The 21,205-nt window shown below is 67.5% G+C and carries 18 protein-coding genes and 1 riboswitch; of the genes, 7 read left to right on the top strand and 11 right to left on the bottom strand.

Annotated elements, in window-relative coordinates; genetic code table 11:
• Positions 1-37: 37 nt before the first annotated feature.
• Together PPZ50_RS06560 and PPZ50_RS06555 are read right to left on the bottom strand one after the other, a co-directional pair.
• The gene (locus tag PPZ50_RS06560) at positions 38-1,537 is read right to left on the bottom strand and encodes a DUF389 domain-containing protein (protein ID WP_066690181.1); all 1,500 of its coding nucleotides are present in this window, start codon (positions 1,535-1,537) and stop codon (positions 38-40) included.
• A complete protein-coding gene (locus PPZ50_RS06555; RefSeq protein WP_066690183.1) occupies positions 1,534-3,801 on the bottom strand; it encodes a ribonuclease R family protein in 2,268 nt (755 codons plus the stop codon). Before PPZ50_RS06555 ends, PPZ50_RS06560 begins: the two co-directional genes overlap by 4 nt.
• Positions 3,802-3,907: 106 nt before the next feature.
• Here PPZ50_RS06555 and PPZ50_RS06550 point away from each other — a divergent pair, with 106 nt between their 5' ends.
• Complete coding sequence (locus tag PPZ50_RS06550) at positions 3,908-4,366, top strand: DUF3597 domain-containing protein (protein ID WP_066690326.1); 459 nt, start codon at positions 3,908-3,910, stop codon at positions 4,364-4,366.
• A gap of 492 nt (positions 4,367-4,858) precedes the next feature.
• Here the strand turns inward: PPZ50_RS06550 and PPZ50_RS06545 are convergent, their stop codons facing one another.
• Positions 4,859-6,391 (bottom strand): aminoacyl--tRNA ligase-related protein, encoded by a 1,533-nt coding sequence (locus tag PPZ50_RS06545; RefSeq protein WP_272815751.1) that lies wholly within the window; start codon positions 6,389-6,391, stop codon positions 4,859-4,861.
• 467 nt (positions 6,392-6,858) lie between these two features.
• Here PPZ50_RS06545 and PPZ50_RS06540 point away from each other — a divergent pair, with 467 nt between their 5' ends.
• On the top strand, positions 6,859-7,755 hold the full coding sequence (locus PPZ50_RS06540; protein WP_066690187.1) for a DMT family transporter: 897 nt from the start codon (positions 6,859-6,861) through the stop codon (positions 7,753-7,755).
• A gap of 2 nt (positions 7,756-7,757) precedes the next feature.
• Here the strand turns inward: PPZ50_RS06540 and PPZ50_RS06535 are convergent, their stop codons facing one another.
• Positions 7,758-8,612: a formate/nitrite transporter family protein gene (locus tag PPZ50_RS06535; protein ID WP_084401542.1), complete on the bottom strand. Its 855-nt coding sequence runs from the start codon at positions 8,610-8,612 to the stop codon at positions 7,758-7,760.
• Positions 8,613-8,747: 135 nt separating this feature from the next.
• Between PPZ50_RS06535 and PPZ50_RS06530 the strand changes: the two genes are divergently transcribed.
• Positions 8,748-9,758, top strand: coding sequence for an acyltransferase family protein (locus PPZ50_RS06530; protein WP_066690189.1), 1,011 nt, complete (start codon positions 8,748-8,750; stop codon positions 9,756-9,758).
• Between the two features lie 46 nt (positions 9,759-9,804).
• On the opposite strand, the gene gcvPB is transcribed toward PPZ50_RS06530, so the two are convergent.
• From gcvPB to PPZ50_RS06505, 5 genes are all read right to left on the bottom strand, one after another.
• A complete protein-coding gene (gcvPB, locus tag PPZ50_RS06525) occupies positions 9,805-11,379 on the bottom strand; it encodes an aminomethyl-transferring glycine dehydrogenase subunit GcvPB (protein ID WP_066690191.1) in 1,575 nt (524 codons plus the stop codon).
• On the bottom strand, positions 11,376-12,734 hold the full coding sequence (gene gcvPA / locus PPZ50_RS06520; protein WP_066690193.1) for an aminomethyl-transferring glycine dehydrogenase subunit GcvPA: 1,359 nt from the start codon (positions 12,732-12,734) through the stop codon (positions 11,376-11,378). Before gcvPA ends, gcvPB begins: the two co-directional genes overlap by 4 nt.
• Positions 12,735-12,880: 146 nt before the next feature.
• Positions 12,881-13,252 (bottom strand): glycine cleavage system protein GcvH, encoded by a 372-nt coding sequence (gene gcvH / locus PPZ50_RS06515; RefSeq protein WP_066690195.1) that lies wholly within the window; start codon positions 13,250-13,252, stop codon positions 12,881-12,883.
• A 15-nt stretch (positions 13,253-13,267) separates the two neighbouring features.
• Positions 13,268-14,470, bottom strand: a complete 1,203-nt coding sequence (gene gcvT, locus PPZ50_RS06510; RefSeq protein ID WP_084401544.1) for a glycine cleavage system aminomethyltransferase GcvT — start codon at positions 14,468-14,470, stop codon at positions 13,268-13,270.
• Between the two features lie 166 nt (positions 14,471-14,636).
• Positions 14,637-14,725, bottom strand: a riboswitch (glycine riboswitch).
• Positions 14,726-15,020: 295 nt separating this feature from the next.
• Complete coding sequence (locus tag PPZ50_RS06505) at positions 15,021-15,683, bottom strand: hypothetical protein (protein WP_198158543.1); 663 nt, start codon at positions 15,681-15,683, stop codon at positions 15,021-15,023.
• 160 nt (positions 15,684-15,843) lie between these two features.
• Between PPZ50_RS06505 and ispH the strand changes: the two genes are divergently transcribed.
• The 4 genes from ispH to PPZ50_RS06485 are packed head-to-tail and all read left to right on the top strand — an operon-like array spanning position 15,844 to position 18,861.
• Positions 15,844-16,797: a 4-hydroxy-3-methylbut-2-enyl diphosphate reductase gene (gene ispH / locus PPZ50_RS06500; RefSeq protein WP_066690200.1), complete on the top strand. Its 954-nt coding sequence runs from the start codon at positions 15,844-15,846 to the stop codon at positions 16,795-16,797.
• The gene (gene thrB, locus PPZ50_RS06495; protein ID WP_066690202.1) at positions 16,797-17,750 is read left to right on the top strand and encodes a homoserine kinase; all 954 of its coding nucleotides are present in this window, start codon (positions 16,797-16,799) and stop codon (positions 17,748-17,750) included. The genes ispH and thrB overlap by 1 nt, the downstream gene beginning before the upstream one ends.
• Positions 17,747-18,199, top strand: coding sequence for a ribonuclease HI (rnhA, locus tag PPZ50_RS06490; protein ID WP_066690205.1), 453 nt, complete (start codon positions 17,747-17,749; stop codon positions 18,197-18,199). Before thrB ends, rnhA begins: the two co-directional genes overlap by 4 nt.
• Positions 18,196-18,861 carry a hypothetical protein gene (locus PPZ50_RS06485; RefSeq protein WP_066690206.1) on the top strand — a complete coding sequence of 222 codons (666 nt, stop codon included), beginning with the start codon at positions 18,196-18,198 and terminating at the stop codon, positions 18,859-18,861. Before rnhA ends, PPZ50_RS06485 begins: the two co-directional genes overlap by 4 nt.
• 457 nt (positions 18,862-19,318) lie before the next feature.
• On the opposite strand, the gene PPZ50_RS06480 is transcribed toward PPZ50_RS06485, so the two are convergent.
• Positions 19,319-19,462, bottom strand: a complete 144-nt coding sequence (locus tag PPZ50_RS06480) for a hypothetical protein (RefSeq protein ID WP_162235335.1) — start codon at positions 19,460-19,462, stop codon at positions 19,319-19,321.
• 127 nt (positions 19,463-19,589) lie between these two features.
• Positions 19,590-21,167 carry an aldehyde dehydrogenase (NADP(+)) gene (locus PPZ50_RS06475; RefSeq protein WP_066690208.1) on the bottom strand — a complete coding sequence of 526 codons (1,578 nt, stop codon included), beginning with the start codon at positions 21,165-21,167 and terminating at the stop codon, positions 19,590-19,592.
• Between the last annotated feature and the right edge of the window lie 38 nt (positions 21,168-21,205).

The following is a 21,205-nucleotide window of genomic DNA, read 5'->3' as shown; positions in this document are numbered from 1 at the left end:
TGACAATGATCGTTTTCCTGGAAGAAACCACCGCCGGTCATTCGCTCGCGACCGGTTCCCATGCCAGCGACAATGCTCCGGCCGGCGCGCCCGCCACCGCCCGGCCACCGCGCGCGCCGATCCCGGCGACCAGCGCGTCGCGCTGCGCGGTCGTGCCGCCGCTGACGACGATCCCCCGGTTCAACCGCGCCGACAGCCATGCCGCGTCGTCCAGCGCGCGGGCATCGGCCACGCCGGCCTGATAGGCGATCGGCGGCGGCGCATCGCCGGCGATCGGTGGCACGACCTCGACCTGCCAACCCGGCGCGGCGGCGCGGGCGCGCGCCTCGATCGCGCGATAGCCGCGCGGCGGCAAACCCGGCAGCTCTGCGGCGACCGCGCGGACGCTGCGGCCGGCGTCATCGACCTGCATCGCATCGACCGCCGCACCGGTGACCAGCGCCACCTGCGCCATGATCCGGTCGCGCACCGGGCCGAAGGTCGCGCCGGCACGTTCGTTGACCTTGGCGATCTGCGCCGCCTCGGTCGCCTGCTGGTCCATCGAGCTGCGGATCTGGTCGACATGCAGGTCGAGCCGCCGGTCCAGCCGCTGCCCCAGTTGCGCGGCGAGCGCGCCATCGGCCTGCGGGTCGAGCTTCGGCGTCAGCACCACCGCACGCACCCGCACAGCGCTCCGGTCATAGGTGATTTCGAGCTGGCTGAGCCGCGCTTCGCCCGGAAAGCGCGACAGGATCGCGCTGCGCACCTGTCGCTGCGCGACCGACTCGAACGCGATCTGGCGCAACGCCGCGACCAGCGGCACCGACAGCGCCAGCATCGCGCCGACGAACAGCACGATCTGGAACGTGGTGTTGCGCGGCGTCAGGTGCCGGCCAAAGCCGTAGATCCGCGCCATCGCGGCGGCGGTCAGCGCGATGGTGATGAGGTTGGTGAAGAACAGCAGCAGCGCCCCGCCCGCCACCGTCGCATTATCGGTCGCGATGCCGAAGCCGACGACGCACAAAGGCGGCATCAGCGCGATGGCGATCGCGACCCCGACCACCGTCGCCCCACGCCCGCGGATCAATGCATAGGCACCGGCGATGGCCGACAGGAACGCGACGAGCAGGTCGAACAGCGTCGGCCGCGTCCGCCCGGCAATCTCGGTCGTGATCGTCTGGATCGGCGACAGCGCGACCAGCAGCGCCGACAGCCCGACCGCCAGCCCCGCCCCGATCGCCAGCGCGATCAGCGACTTGCGGATGTCGGGCACGTCGAGCACCGCGATACCGAAGCCGAGGCCAATGATCGGCATCATCAGCGGCGAGATCAGCATCGCGCCGATCAGCACCGCGACCGACGGCATCAACAGCCCCAGCAGCGACAGCGCCATCGACAGCACGATCATCAACCCATAGCGCGGCGACCAGCCCGCCTCCTCGGCCACCTGGCGCAGCACCGCATCGTGATCGACCGATCCGATGACGTTGATCCGCCACCAGCGGCGGAACCGGCCGCGACGGTTGCGCGCCGGGACGTCCTGCACCGCGACGTTCATCGCTTGCGGCCCTGATGGCGGATATTGGCCGGACGCCCGCGGCGTTTCAACATGCGCTGCGGCGGTCCCTTGCGCCGGTCGCTCCCCGCCGACCCCTTGCCATCGGGCAGTTCGAAGCGCAGCGCACCCGATACCGGATTGGCCTCAGCCAGCCGCAGTTGCAGCCGCTGTCCGGCGGCGAAGGTCTCGCCGCTCTGGTCGCCGATCAGCGATTGCGAGCTTTCGTCGAACCGGAAATATTCGGTGCCCAGGTCGCGCGCGGGGACCAGGCCGTCGCCGCCCACCCCCTCGACCGTGGCGAAGAAGCCGAAGCTGGCGACGCCGGTGATCCGCGCCTCCATCACCGTGCCGACATGTTCGGCGAGGTACGCGGCGACATAACGGTCGACGGTCTCGCGCTCCGCCTCCATCGCGCGGCGCTCGAGGCCGCTGATCGCCTCGCCCACCCGTTCCATGTTCGCGGCGTCGTCGGCGGGCAGCGCCCCTTCGCCCAGGCCATAGCTGCCGACCAGCGAGCGATGGACGATCAGATCGGCATAGCGGCGGATCGGCGACGTGAAGTGGGCATAGCTGCCGAGACCAAGCCCGAAATGGCCATGATTCTGCGGACCGTAGAACGCCTGCGTCTGGGTGCGGAGAATCTGCTCCATCACCTGCGGTCGGAAATCGGCCTCGCCGATCCGGTCGAGGACATGGTTGAACGTCGCGGGGCGGATCACCTGCCCCAGCGCGAACGGCACGTCGAAGGTTTCGAGATAGTCCTTCAGCGCCACCAGCTTCTCGCGCGTCGGCGGTTCGTGGACGCGGTACATGACCGGCGCCTTCTTCGCCTCCAGCGCCTTGGCCGCCGCGACATTGGCGGCGATCATGTAATCCTCGATCAGCCGCATCGAATCGAGCCGTTCGCGCGGGGCGACCGAGAGGATGCGGCCCTTCTCGTCCAGCACGATGCGCCGTTCGGGCAGGTCGAGGTCGAGCGGCTCGCGCTTCGCCCGTGCCTTCGCCAGCGCCGCCCAGCACGCCCAGAGCGGTTTCAGCGCGTTCTCGACCAGTTCGGCCGGCACCGGGGCGTCCGCCGCGCCGTCGATCGCGGCCTGCGCATGTTCATAGGCGATGTTGGCGGCAACCCGGATCACCGCGCGGGTGAAGCGCCATTTCCTGAGCGTCCCGTCCTTCGCGATGGTCAGGTGGCAGACCAGCGCCGCACGGTCCTGTCCGGCCTTCAGCGAACAGACGTCGGCCGACAGGATTTCGGGCAGCATCGGCACGACCCGGTCGGGGAAATACACGCTGTTGCCACGCGAGCGCGCCGACTTGTCGAGTTCGGAGCCGGGGCGGACATAGAAGGACACGTCGGCAATGGCGACGATCGCCTGCCAGCCGCCTGCGTTGTCTTCGCTGTCGTCGGCCTTCGCCCACACCGCATCGTCATGGTCGCGCGCGTCGATCGGATCGATCGCGACGATGGGAAGGTGACGCAGGTCTTCACGGCCCGAAATCCTCCCCGCTTCGCGGGGAGGAGAGGATCTGATCGGATATCCCGCCACCTTCCGCGCCTCCGCCAGCACCTCCTCCGAAAACACGTCGGGAATGCCGTGCTTGTGGATCGCAATCAGTGAGAAGCTGCGCGCCTCGAACGGATCGCCCAGCCGTTCGACCACCCGCGCGGTGATACGTGGCGGGCGGCCGGCCATCGCCGCCAGAACAAGGTCGCCGGGCGCCGCACCGCCGGCGTCGGACACCGGCACCTCACGGCGTTCCTTCTTGTCGACGCCCTGCAGCCATAGCTTGTCGCCCTCGGCGCGCAGCACGCCCAGCACCGCTTCGGCCGCGCGGTCGAGCTTCTTCATCGGGTACGCGGCCCAGCCGTTCCCCGCCTCCTCCGTCCGCGCGAGGATGCGGTCGCCGATGCCCAGCGCGCTGCGCCGGCCGCGCTCACGCACGCGGACGCGCGGCGGCGGCGTCTCCGCCTCCCAGCGTTCGGGCACCGCCCAGACATTGCCGCCGTCATCGACATCGGCGACGCGCAGCACCGTCACCTTGGGCAGGCCGCCCATCTTGTGAAAGGCACGGCCGGGCGCGCTGTCGATCAGCCCCTCGTCGGCCATGTCCTTCAACAGCGCCTTCAACGAAATCTTCTGCTGCGCCGACAGGCCGAAGGCGCGCGCGATCTCGCGCTTGCCCGCCGGGGTATCCGACGTCTGGATGAAATCGATAATCTGCTCACGCGTGGGCAGGCCGGGCGGCGTTTTGGTGCGTACCATCGGCCATGACATAGAGTGCCCTGCCCGTCAGACCAATGGCGTATCGTCAGGGAGCCGATCCGCCGCCTGCCCGTTGGGGTTCGATCCACCCGGAATGGAGACGACCATGGGCATTTTCGAACGCATCAAGACGCAGATCTTCGGCAAGGACGGCGGCCCGTTCGGCGACAATTATTTCGGGCAGAAGAAGGACGCCCCCGCGCCGCAGCCGACGCCAGCACCCGCCCCCGCGCAGCACGCGCCTGCGCCCGCTGCCCCTGCACCCGCGGCCCCTGCCGCACCGGCGACCCCCGCCGCGCCCCAGCCGGTCGACCCGATGACCGCGATCGAACGCATCGCGGCGCAGAAGGGCAATCCGCCGCTCAACTGGCGGACGTCGATTGTCGACCTGATGAAGCTGCTCGACCTCGATTCCAGCCTCGACAACCGCAAGGAGCTGGCGACCGAATTGGGCTATACCGGCGCGAAGGACGGCAGCGCCGAGATGAATATCTGGCTGCACCGCGCGGTGTTGCAGGAACTCGGCAAGGCCGGTGGGCAGGTGCCGGGGAAGCTGAAGGATTGAGGGTCGCGTCCTGACCTACTCGAACCGTACCCCGGCGGAGGCCGGGGTCCAGTTGGGGGACGTCAGCGAGTTTATGGCAACCATTCCGTAACTGGACCCCGGCCTTCGCCGGGGTACGGTTGAACGGAGGCTGTTACCAGACGATAAGCCGTACCCCCGCGCAGGCGGGGGTCCACGTCAGTGCGCGGATCCACCCACCCAATCGAGGGCCGTACCCCCGCGCAGGCGGGGGTCCAGGCGAGGTGCAGCTTCTGTGACTTGCCGGCCGAGCCGTACCCCCGCGCAGGCGGGGGTCCAGGGTTACAAGCGCTACCGTTCGTGACTCTGGATCCCCGCCTGCGCGGGGATACGCATGGTTTCTACCGGCTGGTTGCCACAACGTGCCCCTTACCCAATCGTCACCCCGGGCTTGACCCGGGGTCCCGCTTTCTTGCCAGCGGTTGAGAAGAAGCGGGACCCCGGATCAAGTCCGGGGTGACGTTGGGGCCGGCGTCAGTACGCCCGCCCGATCAGCACCCGCTCCACCGCCGGCGCACCGGTGAACACGCACGGGCCATCGTCACACCCGGTCTGCCCCAACGGCGCATTACGGATCGTCAGCTTCAGCCCCTTCAACCGCTGCACCACCGCCTCCAGCGCATCGCCGGTCGGCTTCGACCAGCGGACATCGACCCAGCCGGGGTTCTTCACGCCCGACGCGAAATGCGCCTCGACCCCCGCCCAGTCCTCGACCGGCACGATGGCGGCACGCAACTTCTCGGTCGACTGCGCCAGCAGCGCCGCCTGGATATCGGCCAGCGTCGCGCCGACCTCGCCCACGAAATCGTCCTTCGCGACGACCGCGCTGTCGAGCTTGCCATCGCCACGATACAGCCGGTCACGCCGCACGACCGACACATTGCCGCCGGCCATGTCGCGCCCGCCGACCTCGATGATCACCGGCGCGCCCTTCTTCACCCAGCCCCAGCGCTTGTTGGCGGCCTTGGCCGGTTTCAGGTCGAGCAGCGCGCGGACCGGTTCGCCGAGCGCGGTCTGCCTGGTCAGCGACGCCTGCAACTCGCGGCAATAGGCGATCAGCGGTTCGTCCTCGGGCGCATCGCGCAGCATCGGCACGATCACCACCTGCCACGGCGCGATCGCGGGCGGCACGCGCAGGCCGTCATCGTCGCCATGGACCATGATGACGCCGCCGATCATCCGCGTCGACACGCCCCAGCTCGTCGTGTTGGCGTGTTCGAACTGGCCCTCGGCATTCTGGAACCGGATGTTCTGCGCATGCGCGAAGTTGGTGCCGAGGAAGTGCGACGTGCCCGCCTGCAACGCCTTCCCGTCCTGCATCATCGCCTCGATGCTGTAGGTCGCGACCGCGCCGGGGAAGCGTTCATTCTCCGGCTTCTCGCCCGCGATCACGTGCAGGCCGAGACACGTTTCGGCGAACTCGCGATAGACTTCGAGCATTTTCAGCGTCTCGCCCTGCGCCTCTTCCGCCGTGGCGTGCGCGGTATGCCCTTCCTGCCACAGGAACTCGGCGGTGCGCAGGAACATGCGGGTGCGCATTTCCCAGCGCACGACGTTCGCCCACTGGTTGATCAGCACCGGCAGGTCGCGCCACGACTGCACCCAGCGTGAAAAGGCGGTGCCGATCACCGTCTCGCTGGTCGGGCGCACGACCAGTGGCTCCTCCAGCTTCGCTTCGGGATCGGGGGTCAGCCCGCCCTTGCCGTCCGCGACCAGCCGGTGATGGGTGACCACCGCCATTTCCTTGGCGAAGCCGTCGACATGCTCGGCCTCCTTTTCGAAATAGGACAGCGGGATGAACAGCGGGAAATAGCAATTCTCATGCCCCGTCGCCTTGATCCGGTCGTCGAGCAGCCGCTGGATCCGCTCCCAGATGCCATAGCCCCAGGGCCGGATGACCATGCACCCGCGCACCCCGGATTCCTCGGCCAGATCGGCCTCGGTGATGACGGCTTGATACCAGGCGGCGAAATCCTGTTCGCGCGTGACGTTGAGAGCGTGCTTCATGGGACCGCGCGATAGCGGCAAACGGGGCCGTTCGCCAAGCGGGGATACGCGCTCAATCGCCCGCCAACAGGATCGCGGCGATCACCAGCCATGGCAGGACGGCGATGGCGAGCCAGAACAGCAACGTCGCGCGCGGGCGCACCGGCACCGCGGGACGAACGATCCGCTGGGCGGGAAAGGACTTTGCCCCCGCAGTTCGACTAATATCATTGTATTTCATACGCTTCGCTCCGGCGATCCACGGTCGCCATGCGGTAGCACCGCATTCCTTGCGCGGCGCCGCACGACACGGCGGCGTCAACTTCCGCAGTCGACGTGTCATGGCGATGGCCGTGGCGGGCTGCCGCCCTCCACCACGGCGTCATGGTTAGCGATTCCTTCGCGGTCGACTTTGCGCAACCTTCGCAACTTTCGCGGGCACGCGCGCGGGGTGGCGTCGGCGCGCTACAGCCTGTAGGTGCCCCCCCATGCCCGGCGACCGTATCCTGACGGGGTTGGCGCTCCGCCTGCTCGCGATCTTCTTCCTGTCCACCATGTCGGCACTGGTGAAGCTGGCCGAGACGCGCGGCGCGTCGCTGCCCGAAACCATGTTCTATCGCCAGCTCTGCGCGTTGCCGATCGTGCTGGGCTTCGTCGCGGCAGGTCCGGGGCTGCGGTCGCTTCGCACCACGCGGTTCAAGGGGCATCTGACCCGATCGATGATCGGACTGGTCGGCATGGTCTTTACCTTCGGCGCGGTGCTGCTGCTGCCGCTGGCGGAGGCGACCACGTTCCAGTTCACCGTGCCGATCTTTGCGACCTTGCTCGGCGCGCTGGTGCTGCGAGAGCGGACGGGCTGGCAGCGGTGGAGCGCAGTGCTGGTCGGCTTCGTCGGCGTGCTGGTCGTGTCGCAACCGGGCAGTTCGCACGTGCCGCTGTTCGGGGCGTTCGTCGGGCTCATGGCGGCGCTGTTCGTCGCCCTCGTCGCGATCGCGCTGCGCCAGCTGCGCGACGAGCCGGCGGGGACGACCGTCTTCTGGTTTTCCACGCTGACCCTGCCGTTCATCGCCACCGCCTATGCCTTCGACATCCGCTCGCACGACTGGCTGACCTGGGCCAACCTGGTCGCGATCGGCATGGTCGGTGGCATGGGGCAGATCGCGCTGACCGCCGCATCGCGCGCCGCGCCGGTCGCGGTCGTCGTGCCGATGGACTATTCCGGCCTGCTATGGGCGACGGTCTATGGCTGGCTGTTGTTCGGCGTGCTGCCGACGCCGATGACCTGGGTCGGTGCGCCGATCATCATCGCCAGCGGCCTGTTCATCGTATGGCGCGAGCACCGGCTGGGGCGGCAAAAGGTCCGCGCGATGGTCGAGGAGGACTGAGTTCAATCTTCCTCGATTTCGCCCCGTACCTGTGCGTGGGCCAATAGCGCGAACAGCACGCTGCCGCCGACGATATTGCCGAGCAGTACCGGAACGAAGAACGCCAGCGCCTGTCCCGCGCCCATGTCGCCGTGCAGCACCAGCACCCACATCTCCGCCGACCCGGCGACGACATGGGCAAAGCCGCCCAGATCGATCAACCCGGTCAGCAGCACGATCAGCGTCACTTTTTGCCCTTCGACGCTTGGCAAGGTCCACACCACGCTGGCCAGCAGGATGCCGGAAGGGATGCCGGCCAGGAACCCTTCCATCCCGACATGCTTCAGCACGACCCCGCTTACCTCGAGCAATTCGGCTGCCTGTTCCGACCCCAGCCCGCCGAGCATGGCGAAACCGGCAAAGGCGAAGGTGCCGATCAGATTGGCGAACAGCACGATGCCCCACAGGCGCAGCGTTCGCGCCAGGTTGCGCACCGACGGATCGGTCGCGAGCGGCAGGACCGCCGACAACGTGCTCTCCGTGAACAGCTGCATCCGCCCCAAGATCACCACGACGAAGCCGATCGCATAGCCGAGCGCCTGGAGCAGCGGCGTCCATGGGCCGGCGGGGACAGCGGTTTCCATCACCGCCTTGCCCAGCAGCGACAGGCCGATGGCGATACCGGCGGTGATGCCCGACCACATCAGCGACGCGGCGGGCCGTTCGAGTTCCTCGATCCCCTGTCGCCGGACCACTTCGTGCACGATCAGCGCGGAGGCGGCACGGCGATCGTCGACCACCTCTTCCTGTTCGGGATCCAGCGCGACCTTGCGCTCTTCCTCGGTCGCCGCGTCGGCGGGGGTGGATGTTTCGGTCATGTACCGATGGCAACCGGTCGCATCGGACAAGGTTCCGTCAGGCAATGCGTCGCCACGCCGCCGCGGAAGGTGCCGTGCGGAGCCACGGCGCGACGATTAACGCGGTTTTGACTCCGGTGGCCGCACATCGGGCGAATGGTAGGAACCGCCCCCCGCCGCCCCGCCGACCGGCTGCGGGAGCTGGACGCCTTGCGTGGCCTCGCGGCGCTGGCGGTCGTGCTGTACCACTACAGCTATTTCATCCAGTTCATGGTGCCGGGGACAGCGCTGCCGCACCTGCAACTGCGTTGGGGCGATGACGGCGTGAAGCTGTTCTTCGCCATTTCAGCCTTCGCGATGCTGGCCACGCTCGAACGGACGCCGACCCTGGGGGCGTTCGCGCAGGCCCGTGCCCGGCGCTTGCTGCCCGAATATTGGCTGGCGATGATACTGACCGGCATCGTCGCATGGACGTTCCGACCGGCGCGGCTGGCAGTCACTCCGCTCGAATGGCTGGCGAACCTGCCGCTGATGCAGAAGCTGACCGGGGTGCCGATGGTCGACGGCGTCTATTGGACGCTCAATGTGGAGGTCATCTTCTACGCCCTGATCGCAATCATGTGGCGGATCGGCGCGCTGCGGTCGATCGAGCGGCTCGTCCTCGGATGGCTCGCGGTCCGGTTGGTGTGCTGGCTGCTGCCGACGCCGGGCTGGCTGCAGTTCGTCCTGCTGACCGAACATTGCATCTGGTTCTCGGTCGGGCTGATCGCCTATCCCGTCTGGCGCGGTACGGTTCGCTGGCAGGATCAGCGGTTGCTGGCGGCGGCGATGCTGGGCGTACAGGCATTGACCGGTGGTCTGCACGCCACGCTGCTGTTGATCGCGATGATGGCGCTGTTCCTCGGGATTGCAACCGGACGGCTCCGCGGCCTCGACCATCCGCTATTATTGTGGCTCGGCGCGATCTCCTACCCGCTCTATCTCGTCCATGCCGTGATCGGCTATGCGATCATCGCCCGGCTGCAGGCGGCAGGCATCGGCGCCGATATCGCGCAACTGGTCGCGCTCGCCGCGATGATGGCGCTGGCGGTCGTGGTCGGGCGGGTGTGCGATGCGGCGCGGGCCCGGGCGAAACCGGCCCCGCGCCTGCGCGAAGCGATCCTCTGACGCTGGCGCTATCGTCCCGCCCGGTGACCGGGCGGGACGGCGGCGATCATTCGGCCGCTTCCGCCACCGGCGCGACGCTGTCCTTCCACGCCAGCACCGGCTTGCGTGCCGCCAGCGTTTCGTCGAGGCGACGACGCGGGGCGAAGTGCGGCGCGGACTTGAGCGCGGCATCGCCCGCCTTGGCGCGTTCGCCGACCGACTTCAGCGCACCGATGAACTGGTCGAGGGCCGCCTTGCTCTCGGTTTCGGTCGGTTCGACCAGCATCGCGCCGTGGACGACCAGCGGGAAATAGACCGTCATCGGGTGATAGCCCTCGTCGATCAGCCCCTTGGCGACGTCCAGCGTCGAGAAGCCCTCGGCAAGGTTCGCATCGCTGAACAGCGCTTCATGCATGCACGGGCCGCTGTCGCCGAACGGCGCGTCGAGCGTGTCGTCGAGGCTGCGGAGGACGTAATTGGCGTTGAGTACCGCGTCTTCGGCAACTTGTTTCAGGCCGTCGGCGCCGTGGCTGAGGATGTAGCTCAGCGCGCGGGTGAACATGCCCATCTGGCCATGGAATGCGACCATTCGGCCGAAGCTGTCGGCGTGATGCTCGCCGGCGGTTTCCTCTTCGACCAGCACGAAGCGGTCGCCCTGCTTCTCGACGAACGGCAGCGGCGCGAAGGGGGTCAGCGCCTTCGAGAACACCACCGGACCCGAACCCGGACCGCCGCCACCATGCGGGGTGGAGAAGGTCTTGTGCAGGTTGATATGCATCGCATCGACGCCGAGATCGCCCGGCCGCACCCGGCCGACGATCGCGTTGAAGTTCGCACCGTCGCAATAGACATAGCCGCCCGCCGCATGCACCGCGTCGGAAATTTCCTTCAGGTCGCGCTCGAACAGACCGCAGGTGTTGGGGTTGGTGATCATAACGCCGGCAACGTCCGGACCCAGCCGGTCCTTCAGCGCCTGCGTATCGATGCGCCCTTCGGCGGTGGCGGGGATCGCCTTCACGGTGAAGCCGGCAAACGCCGCCGTCGCCGGATTGGTGCCGTGCGCCGATTCAGGGACGAGGATGACCTTGCGATGACCCTCGCCGCGCTTTTCCAGCGCCGCCTTGATCGCGAGGATACCGCACAGTTCGCCATGCGCGCCCGCCTTGGGCGACATGGCGACCGAATCCATGTTGGTCAGCGTGACCAGCCAGTGTGCCAGCTGATGGATCAGCTCCAGCGCGCCCTGCACCGTGTCGATCGGCCCCAGCGGGTGCAGATCGGCGAAGCCCGGCAGCCGCGCCATGCGTTCGTTCAGGCGCGGATTGTGCTTCATCGTGCACGACCCCAGCGGGAACAGGCCGAGGTCGATGGCGTAATTCTGCCGCGACAGGCGGGTATAGTGGCGCACCGCCTCCGGTTCCGACAGGCCGGGCAGACCGATCGCGCCCTTGCGGGCATGGTTGCCGAGACGCGAGGCAACCTTGGGCGCTGCATCGATGTCGACGCCGGTGGTTTCGGTCGATCCGATCTCGAAGATCAGCGCCTCTTCCAGCATCAGCGCGCGGTTGCCGGTAAAGGTCGCCTGTGCTGCCTGCGAAGCATCGCCCATTTCGGGACGCCAGCCGCTCTGGTTCACGCTCATGCCAGTACCTCCGTCAGCGCTACGGCAAGCGCCTCGATATCTTCCTCGGTCACGGTTTCGGTGACCGCCACGACCAGACCGTTGGCCAGCCCCTCGTCGCCCGGATAGAGCCGGCCGAGCGACACGCCGGCCAGCACGCCGCGATCGGCCAGTTCGCGCACCACCGGCCGCGCTTCGGTCGGCAGCTTTAGCGTGAATTCGTTGAAGAAGCTGTCGTTGACCAGTTCGACGCCCGGCACCTGCGCCAGACGATCGGCCGCCGCGCAGGCCTTGGCATAATTGACCTCGGCCAGCTGCCGCAGCCCCTTTTCGCCGAGCAGCGTCAGGTGGATCGAGAAGGCGAGCGCACACAGCCCCGAATTGGTGCAGATGTTCGACGTCGCCTTTTCCCGGCGGATATGCTGTTCGCGGGTCGACAGGGTGAGCACGAAGCCGCGCTTGCCCTCGGCATCGACGGTCTCGCCGCAGAGGCGCCCCGGCATCTGCCGCACCAGCTTTTCCGAACAGGCGAACAGGCCGACATAGGGACCGCCGAACTGGAGGCCTACGCCGAGCGACTGGCCTTCGCCCACGACGATGTCGGCGCCCAGATGGCCCGGCGCCTCGATCGCGCCCAGTGCGACCGGTTCGGTCACGACCGCGATCAGCAGCGCCTTTACCGCATGCGCCGCATCGGCGATGCGCTTCAGGTCGGGGATACGGCCCAGAATGTCCGGATACTGCACGACGACGCACGACGTATCGGCGTCGATCTTTTCAATCACCCGATCGTCGTCGGTTTCGGCGACCAGCCACGGGTCGGTCACGTCCAGCACGTCGCCGGTGTACTTCGCCATGGTCCTGGCGACCGAGACGTAATGCGGATGCACCCCGCCCGAGAACACCGCCTTCGCCTTGCGCGTCACGCGGCGGGCCATGGTCACCGCTTCCCATGCCGCGGTCGAGCCGTCGTACATCGACGCGTTCGCCACGTCGCAGCCCAGCAGCCGGGCGACCTGGCTCTGGAATTCGAACAGCATCTGCAGCGTGCCCTGGGCGATTTCCGGCTGGTAGGGCGTATAGGCGGTCAGATACTCGCCACGCTGGATCAGGTGGTCGACGCTGGCCGGCACATGATGGCGATACGCACCACAGCCGAGGAAGAACGGCACCGACCCCGCCGCGACATTCTTCGCCGCCAGTGCCGACAGATGCCGCTCGACTGCCAGCTCGCTGGCATGGTTGGGCAGACCGGGCACCGGCCCGTCGAGCCGGGCGGATTCGGGAACGTCGACGAACAGGTCGTCGATGCTGTCGGCACCGATCACGGACAGCATGTCCGCGCGGTCGGTCGGGGTCAGGGGAAGATAGCGCATGATGGTCCTACTGCAGAACCGCCATCGCATCCGTCATTCCGGCGAAGGCCGGAATCCATGGACACGGGCGGCATCGAAATATCGGAACGGCCCGTATCCATGGGTCCCGGCCTGCGCCGGGACCACGATGGTGTCGGGCGCGATCCTTACAGCCGCGCGATATACGCGGCGTACTTCTCTTCATCCATCAGCTCGCCCAGCTCGCTCTCATCGCGGAGCGTCAGCTTGAAGAACCAGCCATCGCCTTCGGGGTCTTCGTTGACCAGCGCCGGGTTGTCGGTCAGCGCCGCATTGCCCTCGATCACCGTGCCCGATGCCGGGGTATAGACGTCGGAAGCGGCCTTGACCGACTCAACGACGGCGGCATCGTCGCCCTTGGTGAGTTCGCGACCATCGGCGGGAACGTCGACGAACACGATGTCGCCCAGCTGCCCGGCGGCATATTCGGTGATGCCGACCGTCGCGACTTCACCGTCGACTTCAATCCACTCATGTTCCTGCGTGAAAAAACGGCTCATCGGGGCAACTCCCTCTTAACGGACGTAACGATGGGGGACGAACGGCATCGGCACGACCCGCGCCGGATGCAGCTTGCCGCGCTGGCGCAGGGTGATCGCCCCGCTTTCCGCCAGCGCCGGCGGGCAATAGGCCATGGCGATCGGCGCCTGCACGCTCGGCGCGAACCCGCCCGAGGTGACGTGACCGACGACATTGCCGTCGGCGTCCACGACCTCGGCGCCTTCGCGCACCGGCTGGCGGCCTTCGACGATCACGCCGATCCGCTTCAATTGCGGGCCGGCGGCGCGTTCGGCGAGGATACGCTCGGCGCCGGGGAAGCCGCCTTCCTCGCGACGACGCTTCGACAGCGCGAAACCCAGGTCGGCGGCGACCGGAGTCGTATCGGGGCTGAGGTCGTGGCCATAGAGCGGCAACCCTGCTTCGAGGCGCAGCGAATCGCGCGCGCCCAGACCGATCGGCTTCACTTCCGGTTCGGCACAGATCGCGTCGGCAAAGGCGGTGGCGGCGTCCTCGGGCAGCGAAATCTCATAGCCGTCCTCGCCGGTATAGCCCGAACGGCTGATCCACAGCTTGTGCCCGTTCCATTCGAACGCACCGGCGGTCATGAAGGTCAGCGCGGCGACGCCCGGCAGGATGCGATCCAGCGCATCGACCGCCTTCGGCCCCTGCAACGCCAGCAGCGCGCGGTCGTCGAGATGGTTGAGCGTGATCTCGTCGGCCAGATGCTCGCGCAGATGGCCGATATCGTCATATTTGGTCGCACCGTTGGCGACCATATAGAAGGCGTCCTCGCCGGCCGCCGCATCCATCGGGAACGGAACGCCGGGGTCCGCCGCATCCAGCCGCGTGACCATCAGGTCGTCGAGAATGCCACCCTGTTCGTCGAGCAGCAGCGAATAGCGCATCTTGGCAGGCTTCAGGATGCGCAGATCGCCCGGCAGCAGCGCTTCGAGCGCGGCAGTCGCATGCGGTCCGTGGATCACCAGCTGGCCCATGTGACTTACGTCGAACAGCCCGGCGCTTTCGCGCGTCCACAGATGCTCGGCCATGATGCCTTCATACTGGACCGGCATCGTATAGCCCGCGAACGGGACCATGCGGCCACCCTTCGCCCGGTGCCAGGCGTCGAGCGGCAGCACCTGCGGCGGCAGTTCCTCGACCGGATCGGTGCCGTCGGCGCGCAGTTCGTGGGCGGGTTCGGGCGCAATGTCGCTCATGGGCCACATCCTTCGTGATAGGGACGATCGACGGACGCAGGGGCACAGCGCGCCCTGCAACCATCGCCCCCTCTGTCACGGAACCTGAGAGCTTTCGCGGGGCACATGCCCTGCTTACCCCTTCGGTGGTCCGACCGTTATGGCCGCAACGCTTTCCAGAGTATCGTGGCCCCGCGCGGTCCCTGTTGCCTGAGAGATTCCGGGGCGGTTGCTCCTTCGGCGGCGGATCACTCCGCACTCTCCCGCGCGTGGCGTCGGCTGCAAGCCTTGATGCCCGAACCTCTGGCTTGGGCGTGGGGATTAGTCAATCGGGAAAGCGGGCGGCTAGCGGACGGAAGGGGCGTTGCAAGCGGTCCGTTTCCCGACGCGATTGGCAGTCCCCGCGCAGACCGGATGACGTAGGCATGCCAACTCAACCACGTCGTCATTCCCGCGAAGGCGGGAATCCATACGCGCTGACGTCAAGGCAAGAGGCGCTACCATAGCGTCTATGGATTCCCGCCTTCGCGGGAATGACGAAGACGAAGCAGATTACCCGCTCCGCCCGGCCTCACCGCGTCACATTATACCGCAGCTGCGCGTCGGTCAGCTGGAATCCCACCAGCGCCTCGAACGTCGCGGCCAGCACCGCTTGGCGCACCGCCGGATCGGACAGCGGGTCGATCGCCGCGTCCTGGTCCCCGGGCTTGCGGCGGCGGTTGATCTGGTCGCGGGTTTCCTGCGGCAGCGTCGCGGCGGCGCGGTCGACGATCGCCGTCCCCTGCCCCTGCGCCGATGCCCGCGCCTCACCGGCCGCGAAGTTGAGCGTGATCTGCCCGATGCGCTTCGACACGACCTGCGTGCCGCCGCGCACGACCGTCACGAAATAGGGTAACGTCACGACCCGCGCCGCATCGGTGCGGTTGCGCCGCGCCTGCACGTCGAAGCTGACCGTGCTGTTGATCGTGTCCGTCCCCTCGACGCAGGAGGCGCGGACGTTGGTCAGCGTCGCGACGACGTCGATCGCCTTCGCATCGGTGCTGGCAGGCGGATCGAACAGCGTGATGTCGCCGGTCCCGGCCGGCACGCCCGCGACCGGACAGGCCGACCGCACCGCCGAAATGCCGACGCCCGAAGTCACGTCCAGCTCGCCGGTGCGCTTGCACCCCGACAGCGCGACCAGAGCGAGCACGGGGGCGATGGTGGCGACGGCGGCGGTTTTGCGGAGGGTCACGGAAATCTGTACCTTATGCAACGGTGCGGCGATGCCGCGCCTCCTGAGTAGCGATGCTTCATAGGAACCGCCTTACGCGCACGCAAGCAATGGCGTGTTTGCAGGCCCGCCGCCCGGCTTCACTTGGCGCGCGCCCGAACAAGCTGTAAGCGCTGGCTCCATGACCGAGACCCCGCGCCCCGCCATCGAATTGCTGATCGCCGCCCCGCGCGGCTTTTGCGCCGGGGTCGACCGCGCGATCCAGATCGTCGAGCTGGCGATCCAGAAACACGGCGCGCCGGTCTATGTCCGCCACGAAATCGTCCACAACAAGTTCGTGGTCGATTCGCTGAGGGCCAAGGGCGCGATCTTCGTCGAGGAACTGGATCAGGTGCCCGACGGCGTGCCAGTCGTGTTCTCCGCACACGGCGTGCCCAAATCGGTGCCGGCGGCGGCGAGCGAGCGCGGCCTCGACTATCTCGACGCCACCTGCCCGCTGGTGTCGAAGGTCCATCGCCAGGCCGAACGGCTGGTCGCATCGGGCCGCCATATCCTGTTCGTCGGCCATGCCGGCCATCCGGAGGTCATCGGCACCTTCGGCCAGGTGCCCGAAGGCCAGATGACGCTGATCGAAACGGTCGAGGATGTCGCGAAGCTGACCCCGGCCGATCCGGACAACCTCGCCTTCCTCACCCAAACGACGCTGTCGGTCGACGACACCCGCGCCATCGTCGAGGCGACGATCGCGCGCTTCCCGACCATCGTCGCGCCCAAGGCCGACGACATCTGCTATGCCACGTCGAACCGGCAGAATGCGGTGAAGGCGATCGCGCAGAGCTGCGACCTCGTCCTCGTCATCGGCGCGCCCAATTCGTCCAATTCGGTGCGGCTGGTCGAGGTGGCCGAACGCGAAGGCACCTCGGCCAAGCTGATCCAGCGCGCCGCCGATCTCGACTTTGCGTGGCTGGACGGTGTCGGCACGCTCGGCATCACCGCCGGTGCGTCGGCGCCCGAAGTGCTGGTGCGCGAACTGGTCGACCGCATCGCCACCCGCTTCGACGTGACCGAGCGCGAGGTCGAGATGACGCGCGAGACGATCGCGTTCAAACTGCCGCGCGGTCTCGAAGCCGCGTAATGGCCGTCTATACGCAAGTGTCGGCGGAAGCGCTCGCGCGCTTCCTGGCCGGTTACGACCATGGCGAACTGATTTCGGCCAAGGGGATCGCCGAGGGGGTCGAGAACAGCAACTATTTGGTCGACACCACCACCGGCCGTTTCATCCTGACGCTGTATGAAAAGCGGGTCGATCTGGCCGACCTGCCCTTCTTCTTCGCGATGACCGATGCGCTGGCGGATGCGGGCAACCCCGTACCGCGCGCACTGCCCGACCGCGCGGGTCAGGTGATCCAGACGCTGGAGGGGCGTCCCGCCTGCCTGATCGAATTCCTGTCGGGCGTATCGGTCAGCCATCCGACCGCCGAACAGGCGCATGCGGCGGGCGCGGCGCTCGGCGCGCTACACCGCAGCCTTGCCGGCTTCGCGCCGACCCGCGCCAATTCGATGGGCGTCGCGGTCTGGCCGAAGCTGTTCGCCGACTGCTCCGATCAGCTCGATTCGATTCAGCCAGGCCTTCGCGCGCGGGTGGGTTCGGCGCTGGATGCCATCGTCGCGACGTGGCCCACGGACCTGCCGATCGGCGCGATTCATGCCGACCTGTTTCCCGACAACGTCCTGATGCTCGGCGACCGGGTGACGGGGCTGATCGATTTCTATTTCGCCTGCACCGACATCATCGCCTACGACGTCGCGATCACCCATTCGGCGTGGAGCTTCGACGCCAAGGGTGTGGCCCTCGACCCGGCGATCGGACAGGCGCTGCTGGCCGGCTATCGCACGCAGGCCTCGCTCTCCGATGCGGAGGTCGCCGCGCTGCCGCTGCTCGCGAAGGGTGCCTGTATCCGCTTCCTGCTGACCCGCGCCTGGGACTGGATCAACACACCGGCCGACGCGCTGGTGACGCGCAAGGACCCGCTCGCCTATCTGCGCCGGCTCGACTGGTACGACGCGAACCCGACCGCCTTCGCATGACCGAGACTGCCGAACTCCCTCGCGTGGAAATCGCGACCGATGGCGCGTGCAAGGGCAATCCGGGCCGCGGCGGCTGGGGCGCGGTGCTGCGCGCCGCGGACGGTCGCGAGCGCGAATTGTCGGGCGGGGAAAAGGTCACCACCAACAACCGCATGGAATTGATGGCCGCGATCGAGGGGCTGAAGGCGTTGAAGCGCCCGTGCCGGGTGATCCTGTCGACCGACAGCCGCTATGTCATGGACGGCCTGACCAAATGGATCAAAGGCTGGCAGAAGAATGGCTGGAAGACCGCTGCGAAACAGCCGGTCAAGAATGCCGAGCTGTGGCAGGAACTCCTCGCCGCCGCCAAGCCGCACCGCATCGAATGGGTGTGGGTGAAGGGCCATGCCGGCCACCCCGATAACGAGCGCGCCGACAAGCTCGCCAGCGATGCGGCCTTGGCCCAATGATCCCGCGCGTCCTGATCGACACCGCACAGGTCCCCGGCGACAGCGTCGAACTGCGCCTGGTCCAGCGTGGCGAAGACTTCATGATCGTCCTCGACCGCAACGAGTTGATGAGCAGCCGCATGTCGGCGTCGGAAGAGGCGCTGGCCGATCTGGGTTGCGCGCATCTGACCGGACGCAAGGGCGCCCGCGTGCTGATCGGCGGCCTCGGCATGGGGTTCACGCTGCGGCGTGCTCTGAAGATTCTGCCCGCCGATGCCGAGGTGGTCGTCGCCGAACTGGTGCCCAAGATCGTCGAATGGGCGCGCGGGCCGCTGGCGCATATCTTCGACGGCTGCCTCGACGACCCGCGCGTGCGGATCGCGGTCGGCGACGTGGCGTGGGCGATCGAGGATGGTGGCTGGGACGCGATCCTGCTGGATGTCGACAACGGGCCGGACGGGCTGACCCATGCCAGCAACGACAAGCTCTATTCCGCGCGCGGACTTCAGGTAACGAAGCGGGCGCTGCGGTCGGGGGGCGTGCTGGCGATCTGGTCGGCCTATGCTGATGCGGCGTTCACCAAGCGGTTGAAGGATTGCGGGTATCTGGTGGATGAGCAGGTCGTGCGGGCGCGCGGGACCAAGGGCGCGCGGCATGTGATCTGGCTGGCCGGGCGGCGGTAGGGGCTACCTTCTCTCCTTCCCCGCCCGCGTTTAGTTCGAGCCTCCCCCCCTCCATTTGGTTCGGGCCTCCCCCTTCCCCCGTTTGGTTCGAGCTTGTCGAGAACGGGTTTCCGCAAGAGTGGAGCTATCGGCAGCAAACCACCTTCGCCACCGTTCGGTTCGAGCCTGTCGAAAACCCGCCTGCCTCAAGCAACCCGTTCTCGACGGACGCTTCTCGACAAGCTCGAAGCTGCTCGAACCGAACGGGGTGGGTGGGGAAAGGTCAACAAACTCAACCCACCCGTTCGTGCTGAGTAGGATTAAGCGAAGTCGAGGATGATCGGGTCGGATCGTCCCCCTGACGATCCTGAACCATGCGGGGCATGGTTCACCCGATCATTATCGAAGCGCCCGCCCCACACGGTCCTTCGACAAGCTCCATGGCTACTCAGGACAAACGGGCGGCGGGGCGCAAGCCTCACTCATCTGTCCGAATCTTCACCTTGTTCGGCAGATCCTTCCCCTTGGTCCGCCGCGACGGCACCTGCACCGGGTTCTTCTTCTTCCAATCCCCCCAACGCTTCGGGCCTTCGGGGGTATCGATGATCGTATCGTCGTCCATGGGTCCATCCAAACGCAAAAAAGGCGACGGATCAACGACCCGCCGCCTCCTTGTCTCCGTCGACATCGCCGACGGAGATACGCTGCCGGCCCGCTCCCTCAGGCCGGCATCGCATCCTCGCGATCGATCAACCGACCGTCCACGCCCCGTCGATGCGCGTCAGCGCGCCCTGCTGGTTTCCTTCGCGCAGCGCTTCCGGCAACAGCGCTTCCGGGAAGTCCTGATACGATACCGGCCGCAGGAAGCGGTGGATGGCGAGCGTGCCGACCGACGTCGTGCGCCCGTCCGACGTCGCCGGGAACGGGCCGCCATGGACCATCGCATGCCCGACCTCGACGCCGGTCGGCCAGCCGTTGCACAGGATGCGGCCGACGGTGCGTTCCAGCACCGGGATCAGCTTGCGCGCATCGGCATAATCGCCCTCGTCGATCTGGAGCGTCGCGGTCAGCTGGCCTTCCAGCTTCGACAGCACTTCGGCCAGTTCGTCGGCATTCGCGCACTTCACGACGACCGACGACATGCCGAACACTTCGTGCGCGTGTGCCGGATCGGCGATGAAGTCCTTGCCCGACACGGCGAAGATCGCGGCGCGGCCACGGGTCGGGCCGTCCGGTTCCTGCCCCTCGCCGACCAGCGTCACCGCGGGGCTCGACGCCAGCTTGGCGCGGCCTTCCTCATACGCCTTGTGGATGCCGTCGCTGAGCATCACCTGCGCCGGGGTGCCGAGCAGCGCGTCGCCGGCGATGTCGAGGAACGCGTCGAGCTCCGGTCCGTCGATGCCGAGCACCAGGCCCGGATTGGTGCAGAACTGCCCCGCGCCCATGCTCAGCGAGCCGACATAGCCCTTGGCCAGCGCCTCGCCGCGGTTCTTGAGCGCTTCGGACATCAGCACGACCGGGTTGATCGACGACATTTCGGCATAGACGGGGATCGGCTGCGGGCGTTGTTGTGCAACCTTCATCAGCGCGGTGCCGCCGCTGCGCGAGCCGGTAAAGCCCACCGCCTGCACCCGCGGATCGGCGACCAGCGTCGTGCCGATCACCTGGCCCGACCCCGACACCATCGAGAACACGCCATCGGGCATGCCGGTCTTTTCCGCGGCGCGGACGATCGCCAGCGCCACCAGCTCGGCGGTGCCCGGATGCGCCTGATGCGCCTTCACGATCACCGGGCAACCCGCCGCCAGCGCCGACGCAGTGTCGCCACCGGCGGTCGAGAAGGCGAGCGGAAAGTTCGACGCGCCGAACACCACGACCGGGCCGACCGGCACGGTGCGCAGCCGCAGGTCGGGCTTGGGCACCGGCGCGCGTGCCGGATCGGCATGATCGATGCGCAGCTGCTGCCACGCGCCGTCGCGCACTTCCTTCGCGAACAGGCGCAGCTGCCCGCAAGTGCGGCCGCGTTCGCCGGTCAGGCGGGCGATCGGCAGGCCGGTTTCGCGGCTGCCGCGTTCGAGCAGTTCGTCGCCCAGTGCCTCGATCTCGTCGGCGATCGCGTCGAGGAAGCCGGCGCGCTGTTCGAGCGGTAGCGCCGAATAGATCGGAAACGCCTCGGCCGCGCGGGCGCACGCTTCTTCCGCGTCTTCCTTCGTGCCCTTCGAGAAACCTTCGCCGAACAATGCGCCGGTTGCGGGGTCATAGGCCTGGAACTGGTCGTCGCGGGCGACGCGCTTCGAACCCAGGAACAGTTCGCCGGTGATCGTCATGTGCATCCTCTTTGCGCCAAGTGTTGGCGCCCAGATAG

It is taken from the genome of Sphingomonas hankookensis (genome assembly GCF_028551275.1).
Lineage (GTDB): Bacteria > Pseudomonadota > Alphaproteobacteria > Sphingomonadales > Sphingomonadaceae > Sphingomonas > Sphingomonas hankookensis_A.
The sequence above is the reverse complement of the archived record's forward strand: the minus strand, read 5'-3'. Positions and strand labels throughout refer to the sequence as shown.

Excerpts from the sequence above, each read along its gene's own strand:
- gcvH (WP_066690195.1), bottom strand. The coding sequence starts at position 13,252 with ATGAGCCGTTTTTTCACGCAGGAACATGAGTGGATTGAAGTCGACGGT.
- gcvT (WP_084401544.1), bottom strand. The coding sequence starts at position 14,470 with ATGAGCGACATTGCGCCCGAACCCGCCCACGAACTGCGCGCCGACGGC.
- PPZ50_RS06550 (WP_066690326.1), top strand. The coding sequence starts at position 3,908 with ATGGGCATTTTCGAACGCATCAAGACGCAGATCTTCGGCAAGGACGGC.
- PPZ50_RS06540 (WP_066690187.1), top strand. The coding sequence starts at position 6,859 with ATGCCCGGCGACCGTATCCTGACGGGGTTGGCGCTCCGCCTGCTCGCG.
- ispH (WP_066690200.1), top strand. The coding sequence starts at position 15,844 with ATGACCGAGACCCCGCGCCCCGCCATCGAATTGCTGATCGCCGCCCCG.
- gcvPB (WP_066690191.1), bottom strand. The coding sequence starts at position 11,379 with ATGAGCGTGAACCAGAGCGGCTGGCGTCCCGAAATGGGCGATGCTTCG.
- PPZ50_RS06535 (WP_084401542.1), bottom strand. The coding sequence starts at position 8,612 with ATGACCGAAACATCCACCCCCGCCGACGCGGCGACCGAGGAAGAGCGC.
- PPZ50_RS06475 (WP_066690208.1), bottom strand. The coding sequence starts at position 21,167 with ATGACGATCACCGGCGAACTGTTCCTGGGTTCGAAGCGCGTCGCCCGC.
- PPZ50_RS06530 (WP_066690189.1), top strand. The coding sequence starts at position 8,748 with ATGGTAGGAACCGCCCCCCGCCGCCCCGCCGACCGGCTGCGGGAGCTG.
- PPZ50_RS06545 (WP_272815751.1), bottom strand. The coding sequence starts at position 6,391 with ATGAAGCACGCTCTCAACGTCACGCGCGAACAGGATTTCGCCGCCTGG.
- rnhA (WP_066690205.1), top strand. The coding sequence starts at position 17,747 with ATGACCGAGACTGCCGAACTCCCTCGCGTGGAAATCGCGACCGATGGC.
- gcvPA (WP_066690193.1), bottom strand. The coding sequence starts at position 12,734 with ATGCGCTATCTTCCCCTGACCCCGACCGACCGCGCGGACATGCTGTCC.
- PPZ50_RS06560 (WP_066690181.1), bottom strand. The coding sequence starts at position 1,537 with ATGAACGTCGCGGTGCAGGACGTCCCGGCGCGCAACCGTCGCGGCCGG.
- PPZ50_RS06555 (WP_066690183.1), bottom strand. The coding sequence starts at position 3,801 with ATGGTACGCACCAAAACGCCGCCCGGCCTGCCCACGCGTGAGCAGATT.
- thrB (WP_066690202.1), top strand. The coding sequence starts at position 16,797 with ATGGCCGTCTATACGCAAGTGTCGGCGGAAGCGCTCGCGCGCTTCCTG.
- PPZ50_RS06480 (WP_162235335.1), bottom strand. The coding sequence starts at position 19,462 with ATGGACGACGATACGATCATCGATACCCCCGAAGGCCCGAAGCGTTGG.
- PPZ50_RS06485 (WP_066690206.1), top strand. The coding sequence starts at position 18,196 with ATGATCCCGCGCGTCCTGATCGACACCGCACAGGTCCCCGGCGACAGC.